This is a genomic window from Pseudomonas sp. UBA3153, from assembly GCF_002364635.1.
Taxonomy (GTDB): Bacteria; Pseudomonadota; Gammaproteobacteria; order Pseudomonadales; family Pseudomonadaceae; genus Pseudomonas_O; species Pseudomonas_O kuykendallii.
On the sequence record NZ_DEYR01000047.1, the window covers coordinates 24,157 to 37,515 of the forward strand.

Here is a 13,359-nt window from a genome sequence, read left to right on the forward strand (position 1 = left end):
CAGCCACCCGCGTACCCTCATGTCCCGTAAAACCTGGCGCGACGCACTCCGCGCCTACGCCACCCCAGCTTCCCTCGCCCTTCTGCTGCTCGGGTTCGCGGCGGGGCTGCCAGCGGTGCTGGTGTTCTCGACGCTGTCGGTCTGGCTGCGCGAGGCCGGGGTGTCGCGCGAAACCATCGGCTACGCCAGCTGGATCAGCCTCGCCTACGCCTTCAAGTGGGTCTGGTCGCCGATGCTCGACCAATGGCGCCTGCCGCTGCTCGGTGCCCTGGGCAAACGCCGCTCCTGGCTGATCCTCTCGCAGTCGCTGATCGCCATCGGCCTGGTCGGCATGGCGCTGTGCGATCCGCGCGACCACCTGGCGCTGCTGATCGCCTTCGCCGTGGCCGTGGCCTTCGCCTCGGCGACCCAGGACATCGCCATCGATGCCTACCGCCTGGAAATCGCCGAGGACAGCTACCAGGCCGCCCTCGCCGCCTCGTACATGACCGGCTACCGCGTGGCGATGCTGCTGGCCACCGCCGGCGCGCTGTTCCTCGCCGACTGGCTGGGCTCGAGCAGCCAGCACTATGACCAGAGCGCCTGGGCCAGCACCTACATCGCCTTCGCCCTGCTGATCCTGCCCGGCCTGATGACCAGCCTGGCGATCCGCGAACCCGAGGCCACCACCCCGCTGCCGAACCGTACCTCGCTGTTCGGCTTCAACCACCAGCTCGCCTCGATCGGCCTGCTGCTGGTGATGCTGATCTCGGTGCCGGCGCTGATCAACGCGCTGATCGCCACCGCCTGGCCGCGTGCCGCGCTGTACGGGCTGTTCATCCTCGGCTGCCTGTCGCCCTGGGGCCGCGCGCTGCTGCTGCCGGTCGGCAGCACGCTGCGCCAGGCCTATCAGCGCAAGCGCACGCGGCACCTGGATTTCGTCAACCAGGGTGTTTCGGTGATCGTGCTGATCATCCTGATGGTCGCCTTCACCGGCGGTCTGCAGTCGTACTACGGAGGCTACTGGCCGCGCGGGACCATGTACCTGCTGATCTGCCTGGGCTGCCTGTCCGCCCCCGGCCGTCTGCTGATGGCGCCGGTGCTGACGCCGATCAGCGACTTCATCCTGCGCTACCGCTGGCAGGCGCTGATGCTGCTGGGGCTGATCGCCACCTATCGGATGTCGGACACGGTGATGGGCGTGATGGCCAACGTCTTCTACATCGACCAGGGCTTCAGCAAGGACCAGATCGCGGGTGTCAGCAAGATCTTCGGGCTGATAATGACGCTGCTCGGCGGGGTGTTCGGCGGCCTGCTGATCGTGCGTTTCGGCATCCTGCCGATCCTCTTCATAGGCGGCGCCGCCTCGGCCGGCACCAACCTCCTGTTCGTCGTGCTGGCGGGGATGGGGGCGGACCTGCAGATGCTGGTGCTGACCATCTCCTGCGACAACTTCAGCGCCGGGCTGGCCTCCACCGCGTTCGTCGCCTACCTGTCGAGCCTGACCAACCTGAAGTTCTCGGCCACCCAGTACGCCATGCTCAGCTCGCTGATGATGCTGCTGCCGCGCCTGCTCGGGGGCTATTCGGGGGTGATGGTGGAGAAGGTCGGCTACAGCGATTTCTTCCTCATCACCACGCTCCTCGGCGTGCCGACGCTGATCCTCATTCTGATGCAGTGGCGCCGCCTGCGCCGCGAACCGCAACCGGTCGAGGAGCAGGCGGAAGCGGCGACGCAAACGCAGAACGATCGCCCAGCGTGATCGCTCAGACGGCCGGCTCGTCGCTCTTCATTACATGGATGACCCGTTGCGGGAACGGGATGCCGATGCCCACTGCTCCGAGACGGTCACGCACCACTTCGTTGAGCATGAACGTCACCGGCCAGTAGTCGCCGTTCCTGGTCCAGATGCGCAGCGACAGGGTGATCGCATTGTCGCCCAGCGCCGCCACCACCACCTGCGGCGCCGGCTCCGCGAGCACCCGTTCATCCTCCGCCAGCGCCAGCAGCACGTCCTTGGCCTTCTGCAGGTCGGCGGTGTAGTCCACGCCTACGTCGAACACCACCTTGCGGGTCTCCTGCCGGGAGACGTTGGTGATGATGCCGTTGGACAGGTTGCCGTTGGGTATCACCACCGTGCGGTTGTCACCGGTGCGCAGAATGGTGTGGAAAATCTGGATGCTGTCGACGGTGCCGGCCACACCTTGCGCCTCGATCCAGTCGCCAATGCGGAACGGGCGGAATATCAGGATCAGCACGCCGCCAGCAAAGTTTGCCAGGCTGCCCTGCAGCGCCAGGCCGATGGCCAGGCCGGCAGCGCCGATGGCGGCAATGAACGAAGTGGTCTGCACGCCGATCATCGAGGCCACGCTGACCAGCAGCAGAATCTTCAGGGCAATCCCGCTGAGGCTGCCGATGAAGCCCTGCAACGCCGGGTCGATCCTGCGCACCGCGAGCAGCCCCACCACCCTCGCCACCAGCCGGTTGATCAGCCACCAGCCGATCAGCAGGGTGATCGCCGCCAGCAGCAGTTGGCCGCCGTATTCCAGCACCCGTGGCAACCAGGCCTCGGAGGCATCTAGCAGGTGGTTCATTTCAGCACTCAGGTCCATCAAGGAGCTCCAGTAAGGTGTGAAGGGACGCGGTCGCGACGCCCGGAAAAACATGGAAAATGCGACGCCCGGCGGAGGGCCGGGGTTCCGACCCGGGCGACGGAGGGTCAGTCGCGGAAGTTGTTGTACTGCAGCGGCATGCCCAGGTCCTGGGTGCGCAGCAGGGCGATGGCTTCCTGCAGGTCATCGCGCTTCTTGCCGGTGATGCGAACCTGCTCGCCCTGGATGGCGGCCTGCACTTTGAGCTTCGCGTCCTTGATCAGCGCGACGATCTTCTTCGCCAGTTCCTTGTCGATGCCTTCGCGCAGCGTGGCTTCCTGCTTCACCACCTTGCCGGAGGCATAGGCGTCCTTGAGTTCCAGGCACTGCACGTCGATCTTGCGCTTGACCAGCGACAGCTTGAGGATCTCGATCATCTGCTCGAGCTGGAAATCCGCCTCGGCGGTCAGGGTGACGACCTTCTCCTTGAACTCGAAACTGCCCTTGCCACGCAGGTCGTAGCGGCGTTCGAGTTCCTTCATGGCATTGTCCACGGCATTGGTGACTTCGTGCTTGTCCAGCTCCGACACCACGTCGAAAGAGGGCATGTGGCTTGCTCCAGATTGGTGGCGCGTTCGAACTCTCGAGCGGTTCGCGCCTGGCTTGACGGTTGAAAATGCCGGGTCATTATAACCGCACAACTATGCGGCGCCCCCCGGCTGGCAGGAAGTCGGCCCCTATTGCGAGTTCGCTAAATGCCCAACGCTTACCTCAGCATCCTGGTCGTGGATGACGCCAAATTCTCCAGCGCCATGATCGGCCGGGCACTCAGCCAGGCCGGTTATCAGGATGTGCGCTTCGCCAGCAGCGCGACGGAGGCGCTGCGGCAACTCGAAACGCGCGCGGCCAGCGTGCTGCTCGCCGACTGGCTGATGCCGGAGATCGACGGCCTTGAGCTGACCGCGCGGGTACGCCAGCTCGACGAGATGGCCGATCACTACACCTACATCGTCCTGCTCACCGGCAAGGAAGGCGAAAACGTGCTGCACGAAGCCTTCGACCGCGGCGTCGACGATTTCATCAGCAAGTCGGAAATGAGCGAACAGTTGCTGCCTCGCGTGTTCGCCGCCGACCGCCTGTGCAACACCCTGCAGCGGCTGCTCCAGGAAAACCGCCTGCTGACGCAGAACATCGCCAGCCTCGAACAGCGCAACCTGGTCGACTCGGTCACCGGCCTGGGCAATCCGCGCTACCTGCGGCTCAAGCTCGGCGACAGCCTGCGCCAGGTGGAATCGCGTGGCGGCGCGCTGTGCTACCTGCTGATCGGGCTGCCGGAAACCGGCGAACTGCGGCAGAAGTATGGCGAGGATTTCCATGCCGAACTGCTCCACGGCATCGCCCGTCGCCTGCAACAGCTGGTGCGCCCGCTGGACGTGCTGGTGCGCCTGGACGACACCCATTTCGGCCTGATCACCCTCATCGACGACCTTCATGAATGCTCGCCGACCAGCTTCCGGCGCCTGCACGAAGGCCTCAACCTCAAGGCCTTCAAGACCAGCGAAGGGTTCATCACTTTGAAGGCCGGGATCGGCCTGGTCGGCGCGGATGCCAAGGCGCTGCCGCTGGATGCGCAGACGCTGATCGAGCACGGCCAGAACCTGCTGCCGGAGGCCTACGCCAGCGGCCGCATCGCCGCCCTGCGCCTGGGCAGCCGCTGATGCCGACGCACGCGTGAGCTGGCATGTACTCGGCGCGGGCAGCCTCGGCACCCTGTGGGCGGCGCGCCTGGCCCAGGCGGGGCTGCCGGTCACGCTGATTCTGCGCGATGAGAAGCGCCTGGCCGACTACCGCCGCGCCGGTGGCCTGAGCCTGGTGGAAAACGGCCAGCGCACCCTTCATCCGCTCCCCGCCAAAACCCTCGCCGATACGGCGCCGATACATCGCCTGCTGCTCGCCTGCAAGGCCTATGACGCCGCCTCCGCGGTCGCGGCACTGGCTCCGCGCCTGGCCCCGAAGGCCGAGCTGCTGCTGTTGCAGAACGGCATCGGCAGCCAGGAAGAAGTCGCCGCCCTGGCGCCGCACGCGCGCTGCATCCTGGTCTCCAGTACCGAAGGCGCGTTCCGGCAAGCCGACTTCGAGGTGATCTTCGCCGGGCACGGCTTCAACTGGCTCGGCGACCCGCTCGCCCCCACTCCACCGGGCTGGCTCGCGCAGCTGGAGCAGGCCGGAATACCCCAGCAGTGGACGCCGGACATCCTTACCCGACTGTGGCGCAAGCTGGCTTTGAACTGCGCGATCAACCCGCTGACGGTGCTGTACGACTGCCGCAACGGCGGGCTGGCCGAGCACCCGGCGGAGGTCGCGATCCTCTGCGCCGAGCTCGGCGAATTGCTCGAAGGCTGCGGCCAGCCGGCGGCCGCCGAGCACCTGCACGACGACGTGCAGCGGGTGATCCAGGCCACCGCGGCGAACCATTCCTCTATGCACCAGGACGTCGCCGCCGGTCGCCGCACCGAGGTCGCCTACCTGCTCGGACGCGCCTGCGCGGTGGCCGAGCGCCACGCGCTGGATCTGCCGCACCTGCGCGCCCTGCACCAGCGGCTGCTCGCGCACCTAGCCGCGCGCGGATTGCCGGTGCACTGAAGCGCGGCTACCCTGCCGGTTCATTCCGCACGCTACGACCCGCCATGATCCTGCGTCAGCGTCTCGAAAATCTCCCGGTCGGCCGCAAGCTGCTCGCCGCCTTGCTGGTATTGCTCGCCACCGTGCTGCTGGTGGCCAACCTCGCCTTCATCAGCGCCGCGTACTGGATTTCCCAGGAAAGCATGGCGCCGCAAGCGCTGCAGACCCTCGGCCGGCTGATCGCCAACCCGGCGCTGAGCGCCCCGGCGCTGGCCTCGCCGGAAACCGCGCGGGAGCTGCTCGAGAACCTGCGCGACTACCCTCCCCTGCGCGCCGCGGCGATCTACGGCGGCGACGGCCGGCTCGTGGCGCAACTCGCCCGCGGCGAGAAGCTCGACCTGCCGCGGCGCCTGGACCGACTGGAGCGCTGGCGCACCGCCGAATTCCGCACCAACCAGCTGATCCCGCTGCCGCAGGCCGACGGGCCGCCCGGCAACCTGTTGCTGGTGGCGTCCAGCGAGCTGCCCGGCGCTTTCTACACCGGCACCCTCACCGCCAGCCTGGTGATTCTCGCCTTCAGCGTACTGTTCTGGCTGCTGGTGGCGCGGCAGATTCGCCGCCTGGTGACCAAGCCGATCCGCCGCCTGGAAGAGCTTTCGCGCCAGGTCACCCGCGAGGAGAACTACTCGCTGCGTGCGCGCCGCGGCAACCACGACGAGATCGGCAGCCTGGCCGAGGCCTTCAACACCATGCTGGCGCGCATCCAGGCACGCGAGCAGCAGCTCGAGCGTGCGCGCGACGATGCCCAGGCCGCTTTTTCCCAGGCGCGCAACCTGGCCGAGGAAACCCGCCACACGAACCTGCAGCTGGAACTCGAAGTGCAGGTGCGCAGCAAGATCGAGAAGAAGCTCACCGGCTTCCAGAGCTACCTCAACAGCATCATCGACTCGATGCCCTCGGCGCTGATCGCGCTGGACGAGCAGATGTACGTGACCCAGTGGAACAAGGAGGCCAGCCTGCTTTCCGGCACCGGCCTGGACGAGGCGATGAACAAACCGATCTTCCTCGCCTTCCCGCCGCTCAAGCCCTACCTGGAGGCCCTGCGACGCAGTGCCGAGCATTGCCGGGTCGAGGAAGTCGAGCGCGTCACCTGGCCCAAGGACGGCGAGTCCCGCCACTACGCGCTGACCTTCTTCCCGCTGATGGGCGGCAGCGGCAAGGGCGGCGTGGTGATCCGCATCGACGACATCACCCAGCGCCTATCGCTGGAGGAAGTGATGGTGCAGTCGGAGAAGATGCTCTCGGTCGGCGGGCTGGCCGCCGGCATGGCGCACGAGATCAACAACCCGCTGGGCGCCGTGCTGCACAACGTGCAGAACATCCGCCGGCGGCTGTCGCCGGAGCTGGCGAAGAACCTCGAACAGGCGCAACTCGCCGGCATCGGCCTGGAGCAGATCAACGCCTACCTGCAGGCCCGCGAGGTACCGCAACTGCTCGACGGCATCCAGTCCGCCGGCAGCCGCGCGGCGAAGATTGTCAGCCACATGCTGTCGTTCAGCCGCCTGAGCAACCGCGAGCTGATGCCCTGCCTGCTGCCGACGGTGATCGACCAGGCGCTGGAAATCGCCGGCAACGACTTCGACCTGGCCGACGGCTTCGACTTCAAGGCGCTGGACATCCACCGCGAATTCGACGACGAGCTGGGCAAGGTGCCGTGCATCGCCAACGAGCTGGAACAGGTGCTGCTCAACCTGCTGAAGAACGCTGCCCAGGCCATCCACCAGCGCGAGGACGACGAGCCCGGACGCATCGTCGTGCGCACCCGGCGCAACCCGCCGTGGGCGGAAATCCAGGTGCAGGACAACGGCGTGGGGATTCCCGAGGCGGTGCGCAAACGGATTTTCGAGCCGTTCTTCACCACCAAGGAGGTCGGCCAAGGAACCGGGCTGGGCCTGTCGGTCTCTTATTTCATCATCACCAACAACCACAAGGGCCAGATGGACGTGCAGTCGAAGCCGGGTCAGGGCACCCTCTTCACCCTGCGCCTGCCGCTGCCCGCCACGAGCGACCAGGACAACTGATGGGAAATCGCCTGACCAGGATCTACACGCGCACCGGCGACGCCGGCGAAACCGGGCTGGCCGACGGTCGCCGGGTGGCCAAGGACCATCCGCGGGTGGAGGCGATGGGCGAGCTGGACAGCCTCAACAGCGCCCTCGGCCTGCTGCTCGCCGAACTCGCCGAGGCACAGACGGACTGCCCCGCCCTCGGCGAGCTGATCGAGGTGCTCGAACCCTGCCAGCACCGCCTGTTCGACCTCGGCGGCGAGCTGGCGATGCCGGTCTACCAGGCGCTCGACGAGGCGGAGGTCACCCGCCTGGAACAGGCCATCGACCGCTGGAACGAGGAACTCGGCCCGCTGCAGAACTTCATCCTGCCCGGTGGCTCGCGCCTGATCGCCCAGGCTCACGTCTGCCGCAGCCAGGCGCGCGCCGCCGAACGTCGCTGCCAGGCGCTGAACGCCGAAGAGCCGCTGCGCCCGGTTGGCCTGGCCTACGTCAATCGCCTGTCCGACCTGCTGTTCGTCGCCGCGCGGATGATCGCGCGCCGCCAGGGCCGCGCGGAAATCCTCTGGCAGGCCGCGAAGAAGGCCGCCGAGTGAAGGCGCCGATCCGATGAGCGCGCCGGCAGCCGCCTCCAACCGCAACCTAGATGGCCTGCACGCCGCCTGGGAAGCGCTGGTGGTGCTGCTGGTGTGTGCCAACCTGGCGCTGATCCTGTTCGACGGCCTGTTCGCCCTGGCGCCGCTGAACCAGGCGCTGCAGAGCGTGCTGCCGGGCTTCCACGCCTTCTACGACCGCCGCATCCACGCGCACTTCGCCTTCATCGACCTGTGCTTCGTGGCGGTCTTCCTGTTCGACGTGCTGCTCGGCTGGGCGGTGGCGATCGCCGAACGCCGCTACACGCGCTGGTACTACTACCCCTTCGCCCACTGGTACGACGTGCTCGGCTGCATCCCGCTGGCCGGCCTGCGCTGGTTGCGCGTGCTGCGCATCGGCGTGCTGCTGATCCGCCTGCAACGCCTCGGATTGATCGACATGCGCCGCTGGGCGCTCTACGGCTTCCTCAACCGCTACTGGCAATTGCTGCTCGAAGAGCTCTCGGACCGGGTAATGGTCAAGCTGTTCTCGCGCCTGCAGCAGGAAATCGGCGCCAGCGACGACCTCTCGCGGCGGCTGATCAATGGCGTGATCCGTCCGCGCAAGCAGCGGCTGCTGGACGACCTGTCGCGACGCCTGCAGGGCATGTTGGAAAACGGCTACCGGAGCAACCGTGGCGCCATCGACGGCTATGTCAGCGCTCTGGTGCACCAGGCGCTGATGAACAACGAGGAACTGCGCAAGCTGCGCCGCCTGCCGCTGGGTTCGCAGTTCGCCGACAGCCTGGACGCCGCCCTCGGCGATATCGTCCGCCGCCTGCTCGCCGGCGCGGTGGAGGGGCTGCAGCGCGAGCAGTTCAAGGCGCTGGCGGCGAACCTCACCGATCAGTTCTTCGAGGCCTGGCTGTACGAGGACGAAAGCACCGACCTGGCCCTGGAGGAGCTGCTGGTGGACCTCATCGAAGTGCTCAAGCAGCAGGTGCTCGACCGTCGCTGGAGCCGTTTCGTCGGCCCGCCCGCGCCTGCCGACCTGCCGCGCTGAAGCATCGATCAGGCCCGTCGAGGAACTCGCCCGCCTCCGGGCTGCCCCAGTAACACCCGTGCGCCTGACCGGCGTCATCCGTGTGGCGCGGGAGAGGCCCAGACTGGCTATCAACGCATAACCGAAGGGTGACGTTGCATGGAGTTCAAGGACTACTACCAGGCCCTCGGCGTGGCGCCGGAGGCCGACGAGAAGGCGATCAAGACCGCCTACCGCAAGCTCGCGCGCAAATACCATCCGGACGTCAGCGACGATCCCGACGCCGAGAACAGGTTCAAGGACGTGGTCGAAGCCTATGAAGTGCTGAAGAACCCGGAGAAGCGCGCCGAGTACGACGAACTGCGCCGCTACGGCAACCGCAGCCAGTTCGAGCCGCCGCCGGGCTGGCAACCCGGCGCCGCGCAGCATGAACCGCACCAGCGCTACGACGGCGACTTCTCCGACTTCTTCGAGTCGATCTTCGGCAGCGCCTCCGGGCGGGCGCGGGGCGGCCGGCGCGGCCAGGACGTCGAGCTGGAACTGCCGGTGTTCCTCGAGGAAACCCTCGCCGAGGAATCCAAGCAGATCAGCTTCAAGGTCCCGGCGTTCGACGCCCAGGGCCGCCGCGACGACCTCACGCGCACGCTCAGCGTGAAGATTCCCGCCGGCGTGCTCGACGGCGAGCGCATCCGCCTCAAGGGCCAGGGCGCGCCGGGCGTGGGCGAGGCGCCAGCCGGCGACCTCTACCTGACGCTGCGCCTGGTGCCGCATCCGCGGTTCGACGTGGAGGCGCACAACCTGATCATCACCGTGCCTCTGGCGCCGTGGGAAGCGGCGCTGGGCGCGAAGATCACGGTTCCGACACTGGACGGACGCATCAACCTGAGCATCCCGCCGGACAGCCAGACCGGCCAGCGCCTGCGGGTGAAAGGCAAAGGCCTGCCCGGCAAGCAGGGCCGCGGCGACCTGTTCGCTCTGCTGAAGGTGGTGATGCCGGGCAAAACCAGCGATTCGACGCGCGGTCTATGGCAGGAGCTCGCCGAGAAGGCGGCCTTCGATCCCCGAGCGCAATGGAGTAAAGAGCAATGACCACGCTGATCGTGACCTTCGGGGTCGAGGAATTCTGCCGCAGCGCGAACCTGTCGCGCGAGGTGCTGATCGAGATCGTCGAACTGGGGATTCTCGAGCCCAGCGAAGCGACCGTCGAACGCTGGTCGTTCGACCTCGATGCGCTGCTGATGGCCAAACGCGCGCTGCGCCTGAAACAGGATTTCGAACTGGACTGGCCGGGTATCGCCCTGGCCCTGCGGCTGCTCGACGAGGTCGACCAGCTCAAGCGCGAGAACCAGCAGCTGCGTCAGCGCCTGGAGCGTTTCATCCAGCACTGAGGCGAGCGCCCGGAGCAACTCGCCGGCCCGGGCGCTTACGCGGTCAGTCCAACGCCCCCTTCCACAACGCGCGAATCCCGGCGATGCCCTGGGCGCCGATCTGCCAGGCGCGCGGCAGGTCGTCCGGGCCGACGCCGCCGAGCAGGAACGCCGGCCTGTCGAAACCGCGCAGCAGCTCGCTCGCCGCGTCCCAGCCCAACGGCTGCGCCTCGGGATGGGTGCGCGTGGCCTGTAGCGGCGACAGGGTGACGAAGTCCACGCCCATCGTGCTGGCCAGGGCCAGTTCCTCGGCATCGTGACAGGACGCCGCCAGCCAGCGCTCGGCGGGGAACGGGCGGCCCCGCACCGCGTAGTCGCGCAGCTGTTTCGCGGTCAGGTGCCAGCCGGCCGCCGGGAAATCCCCCAGCCACTCCAGCGGCCCCTTGAGCATCAGCTGCGCCTTGCCGGCGCAGACGCCCTGGATGTCCACGGCGAGGTCGCGGTACTGCGCATCGAACATCCTCGGAGCCCGCAGCTGGATCAGCCGGATACCCTCGGCGATGGCCTGGCGCACGCCGGCGAGCAGGTCCTGCGGCTCCAGCTCATCGGGGGTGATCAGGTAGCGGTCCGGCAATCTGGCCGCCGCCACGATGGGCGCGTTGGCCGCGGGAAACGCGTAGTCCGCCAGGTGCCGCGGCGCGACCCAGGCCAGCGGCTGGCCCTCGGCACCATGCGCCTCGCCGGTGAAGGCGCCGACTTCCCAGACATCCAGCAGCACCTGCTTGTCCGGGTAATCGTGGCGCACCTGGATCAGCGGGCGCGCCTGCGTCACCGCGATGCCCAGCTCCTCGGTCAACTCGCGCGCCAGCGCCGTCTCGATTGATTCGCCGTCCTCGACCTTGCCGCCGGGAAACTCCCAGAGTCCGCCTTGATGCTTGTCGTCCGGACGCCGGGCGATCAGGACCCGGCCGTCCGCGGCGCGGATCACCGCCGCCGCGACATGGATGCGTTTCATGCAATGATCTCCGTTTCTTCGAGGGCCGCGCGATACCAGCGCTGGAAGGCCGGCCAACGGTAGATGGTTTCGACGTAGTCCGCCGCCACACGCGGCAGCGCGACCCGATAGCTGCGCAAGCGCGCGGCGATCGGTGCGTAGAAGGCATCGGCGATGCTCGGCTGGCCGAAGAGGAATTCGCCCCCGGCGCCGAAGCGCGCCCGGCAATCGTTCCAGATCGCGCACACGCGCTCGATGTCGGCAACGGCCGGATCGGGTATGACCGGCAGCGCCTGATCGCGCTTGAGGTCCATCGACAGGTGGCTGCGCAGGCCAACGAAGCCGCTGTGCATCTCGGCGCAGATCGAGCGCGCCAGCGCGCGGGCATATTCGTCGCGCGGCCACAGGCCGGCGCCGGGGAAACGCTCGGCGAGGTACTCGGCGATGGCCAGCGAATCCCACACCGGGCCGAGTTCGGTCTGCAGCACCGGCACCTTGCCGGTCGGCGATTGCGCGCGCAGCAACGTGCGGCTGTCGGCCTGGTACAGCGCGATGCGCAGTTCCTCGTAGGGCGCGCCGGCCAGTTCCAGGGCGAGGGCCGCGCGCAGCGACCAGGACGAGTAGTTCTTGTTGCCGATCACCAGCGTAAGGGACATGCGGGCTTCCTTGGTTTGCGTCTTGTCTGAAGGGACCATAAGAGGCGCGGAAGGAACAGGCAAATTCCCATTCGGCATGGGCGGATGAACGGCGGGAATGCCGCCGGGGCTGCCCCGCGCGCCAGCCGGCGCACGGAGCCCGACGCGGATCAGGTGCGGTATTCGGCGTTGATCTTCACGTATTCGTGGGACAGGTCGGTGGTCCAGATCGTTTCGCTGCAGTTGCCGCGGCCCAGTTCGATGCGGATGCCGATTTCCGCCCCGGCCATCACCGCCGAGCCCTGTTCCTCGGTGTAGCTCGGCGAGCGGCAGCCCTTGCTGGCGATGCAAACGTCGCCGAGGAAGACGTCGATCTTGCTGACGTCCAGCTGCGCCACGCCCGCGCGGCCGACGGCGGCGAGGATGCGCCCCCAGTTCGGGTCGGAGGCGAACAGCGCGGTCTTGATCAGCGGCGAATGGGCGACGGCGTAGCCGACGTCCAGGCATTCCTGCTGGGTGGCACCGCCGTTGACCTGCACGGTGACGAACTTGGTCGCCCCTTCGCCGTCGCGCACGATGGCCTGGGCCAGCTCCATGGCGACGTCCAGCACCGCCTGCTTGAGCGCAGCGAACAGCGCGCCGCTGGGCTGGACGATCTCGTCGAGCGCGGCTTGGCCGGTGGCGATCAGCATGCAGCAGTCGTTGGTCGAGGTGTCGCCGTCGATGGTGATGCGGTTGAACGACTTGTTCGCGGCATCGCGCAGCAGGTCCTGCAGCACGCCCTGGGCGACCTTGGCGTCGGTGGCGATGTAACCGAGCATGGTCGCCATGTTCGGCTTGATCATGCCGGCGCCCTTGCTGATGCCGGTGACCGTGACCGTGACGCCGTCGTGCACGAACTGCCGGCTGGCGCCCTTCGGCAGGGTGTCGGTGGTCATGATGCCGCTGGCGGCGGCGCCCCAGTTGTCGGCCTTGAGGTCGGCCAGGGCTGCCGGCAGCGCGGCCTCGATCTTCTCCACCGGCAGCGGCTCGCCGATCACCCCGGTGGAGAACGGCAGCACGCTGCCCTCCTCCACGCCCGCCAGCCGGGCCAGCTCGGCGCAGGTGCGGGTCGCGGCGTGCAGGCCGGGCTCGCCGGTCCCGGCGTTGGCGTTGCCGGTGTTGGTCAGCAGGTAGCGCACCGCGCCGCCGAGCACGCGCTTCTTCGACAGGATCACCGGCGCGGCGCAGAAGGCGTTGAGGGTGAACACCCCGGCGACGGTGGAACCTTCGGCGCAGCGCATCAGCACCACGTCCTTGCGCCCGGGGCGCTTGATACCGGCAGAGGCGATGCCGAGTTCGAAACCGGGAACCGGATGCAGGGTAGGCAGAGGACCAAGACCGACAGCCATGGATGCGCTCCTTCGTGGCAGTGATGAAATGCCGTAGCGACTACGGCGTAAAAACGCCGCGAGCGGCTGAGCCGGTCGCGGCGTGGGTAGCGTGTGTCAT

The 13,359-nt window shown here is 67.7% G+C and carries 13 protein-coding genes; 8 read left to right on the forward strand and 5 right to left on the reverse strand.

Annotation, left to right across the window (positions count from 1 at the left end; genetic code table 11):
• Positions 1 to 19: 19 nt before the first annotated feature.
• On the forward strand, positions 20 to 1,741 hold the full coding sequence (locus B2X67_RS12280; RefSeq protein ID WP_282339003.1) for an AmpG family muropeptide MFS transporter: 1,722 nt from the start codon (positions 20 to 22) through the stop codon (positions 1,739 to 1,741).
• A 4-nt stretch (positions 1,742 to 1,745) separates the two neighbouring features.
• Here the strand turns inward: B2X67_RS12280 and B2X67_RS12285 are convergent, their stop codons facing one another.
• Both B2X67_RS12285 and B2X67_RS12290 read right to left on the reverse strand, forming a co-directional pair.
• Positions 1,746 to 2,591, reverse strand: coding sequence for a mechanosensitive ion channel family protein (locus tag B2X67_RS12285; RefSeq protein WP_286785655.1), 846 nt, complete (start codon positions 2,589 to 2,591; stop codon positions 1,746 to 1,748).
• 107 nt (positions 2,592 to 2,698) lie between these two features.
• Positions 2,699 to 3,178 (reverse strand): YajQ family cyclic di-GMP-binding protein, encoded by a 480-nt coding sequence (locus tag B2X67_RS12290; RefSeq protein ID WP_282339005.1) that lies wholly within the window; start codon positions 3,176 to 3,178, stop codon positions 2,699 to 2,701.
• Between the two features lie 147 nt (positions 3,179 to 3,325).
• Here B2X67_RS12290 and B2X67_RS12295 point away from each other — a divergent pair, with 147 nt between their 5' ends.
• The 7 genes from B2X67_RS12295 (at position 3,326) to B2X67_RS12325 (ending at position 10,260) form a co-directional block, all read left to right on the forward strand.
• On the forward strand, positions 3,326 to 4,288 hold the full coding sequence (locus tag B2X67_RS12295) for a response regulator (RefSeq protein WP_282339006.1): 963 nt from the start codon (positions 3,326 to 3,328) through the stop codon (positions 4,286 to 4,288).
• 13 nt (positions 4,289 to 4,301) lie between these two features.
• A complete protein-coding gene (locus B2X67_RS12300; RefSeq protein ID WP_286785656.1) occupies positions 4,302 to 5,213 on the forward strand; it encodes a putative 2-dehydropantoate 2-reductase in 912 nt (303 codons plus the stop codon).
• Between the two features lie 44 nt (positions 5,214 to 5,257).
• Entirely contained in the window at positions 5,258 to 7,273 is a 2,016-nt protein-coding gene (locus tag B2X67_RS12305) for an ATP-binding protein (RefSeq protein ID WP_282339008.1), read from the forward strand.
• A complete protein-coding gene (locus B2X67_RS12310) occupies positions 7,273 to 7,854 on the forward strand; it encodes a cob(I)yrinic acid a,c-diamide adenosyltransferase (RefSeq protein ID WP_282339009.1) in 582 nt (193 codons plus the stop codon). Before B2X67_RS12305 ends, B2X67_RS12310 begins: the two co-directional genes overlap by 1 nt.
• 13 nt (positions 7,855 to 7,867) lie before the next feature.
• A complete protein-coding gene (locus B2X67_RS12315) occupies positions 7,868 to 8,893 on the forward strand; it encodes an ion transporter (protein ID WP_286785657.1) in 1,026 nt (341 codons plus the stop codon).
• A gap of 138 nt (positions 8,894 to 9,031) precedes the next feature.
• Positions 9,032 to 9,961: a curved DNA-binding protein gene (cbpA, locus tag B2X67_RS12320; RefSeq protein ID WP_286785658.1), complete on the forward strand. Its 930-nt coding sequence runs from the start codon at positions 9,032 to 9,034 to the stop codon at positions 9,959 to 9,961.
• Positions 9,958 to 10,260: a chaperone modulator CbpM gene (locus B2X67_RS12325; RefSeq protein WP_282339012.1), complete on the forward strand. Its 303-nt coding sequence runs from the start codon at positions 9,958 to 9,960 to the stop codon at positions 10,258 to 10,260. Before cbpA ends, B2X67_RS12325 begins: the two co-directional genes overlap by 4 nt.
• 43 nt (positions 10,261 to 10,303) lie before the next feature.
• On the opposite strand, the gene B2X67_RS12330 is transcribed toward B2X67_RS12325, so the two are convergent.
• From B2X67_RS12330 to argJ, 3 genes are all read right to left on the reverse strand, one after another.
• Positions 10,304 to 11,254 (reverse strand): Nudix family hydrolase, encoded by a 951-nt coding sequence (locus tag B2X67_RS12330; RefSeq protein ID WP_286785659.1) that lies wholly within the window; start codon positions 11,252 to 11,254, stop codon positions 10,304 to 10,306.
• Positions 11,251 to 11,889, reverse strand: coding sequence for a glutathione S-transferase (locus tag B2X67_RS12335; RefSeq protein ID WP_282339014.1), 639 nt, complete (start codon positions 11,887 to 11,889; stop codon positions 11,251 to 11,253). Before B2X67_RS12335 ends, B2X67_RS12330 begins: the two co-directional genes overlap by 4 nt.
• A 149-nt stretch (positions 11,890 to 12,038) precedes the next feature.
• The gene (gene argJ, locus B2X67_RS12340) at positions 12,039 to 13,259 is read right to left on the reverse strand and encodes a bifunctional glutamate N-acetyltransferase/amino-acid acetyltransferase ArgJ (protein WP_286785660.1); all 1,221 of its coding nucleotides are present in this window, start codon (positions 13,257 to 13,259) and stop codon (positions 12,039 to 12,041) included.
• Positions 13,260 to 13,359: the final 100 nt, after the last annotated feature.

Excerpts from the sequence above, each read along its gene's own strand:
- B2X67_RS12280 (WP_282339003.1), top strand. The coding sequence starts at position 20 with ATGTCCCGTAAAACCTGGCGCGACGCACTCCGCGCCTACGCCACCCCA.
- B2X67_RS12285 (WP_286785655.1), bottom strand. The coding sequence starts at position 2,591 with ATGGACCTGAGTGCTGAAATGAACCACCTGCTAGATGCCTCCGAGGCC.
- B2X67_RS12290 (WP_282339005.1), bottom strand. The coding sequence starts at position 3,178 with ATGCCCTCTTTCGACGTGGTGTCGGAGCTGGACAAGCACGAAGTCACC.
- B2X67_RS12295 (WP_282339006.1), top strand. The coding sequence starts at position 3,326 with ATGCCCAACGCTTACCTCAGCATCCTGGTCGTGGATGACGCCAAATTC.
- B2X67_RS12305 (WP_282339008.1), top strand. The coding sequence starts at position 5,258 with ATGATCCTGCGTCAGCGTCTCGAAAATCTCCCGGTCGGCCGCAAGCTG.
- B2X67_RS12310 (WP_282339009.1), top strand. The coding sequence starts at position 7,273 with ATGGGAAATCGCCTGACCAGGATCTACACGCGCACCGGCGACGCCGGC.
- B2X67_RS12315 (WP_286785657.1), top strand. The coding sequence starts at position 7,868 with ATGAGCGCGCCGGCAGCCGCCTCCAACCGCAACCTAGATGGCCTGCAC.
- cbpA (WP_286785658.1), top strand. The coding sequence starts at position 9,032 with ATGGAGTTCAAGGACTACTACCAGGCCCTCGGCGTGGCGCCGGAGGCC.
- B2X67_RS12325 (WP_282339012.1), top strand. The coding sequence starts at position 9,958 with ATGACCACGCTGATCGTGACCTTCGGGGTCGAGGAATTCTGCCGCAGC.
- B2X67_RS12330 (WP_286785659.1), bottom strand. The coding sequence starts at position 11,254 with ATGAAACGCATCCATGTCGCGGCGGCGGTGATCCGCGCCGCGGACGGC.
- B2X67_RS12335 (WP_282339014.1), bottom strand. The coding sequence starts at position 11,889 with ATGTCCCTTACGCTGGTGATCGGCAACAAGAACTACTCGTCCTGGTCG.
- argJ (WP_286785660.1), bottom strand. The coding sequence starts at position 13,259 with ATGGCTGTCGGTCTTGGTCCTCTGCCTACCCTGCATCCGGTTCCCGGT.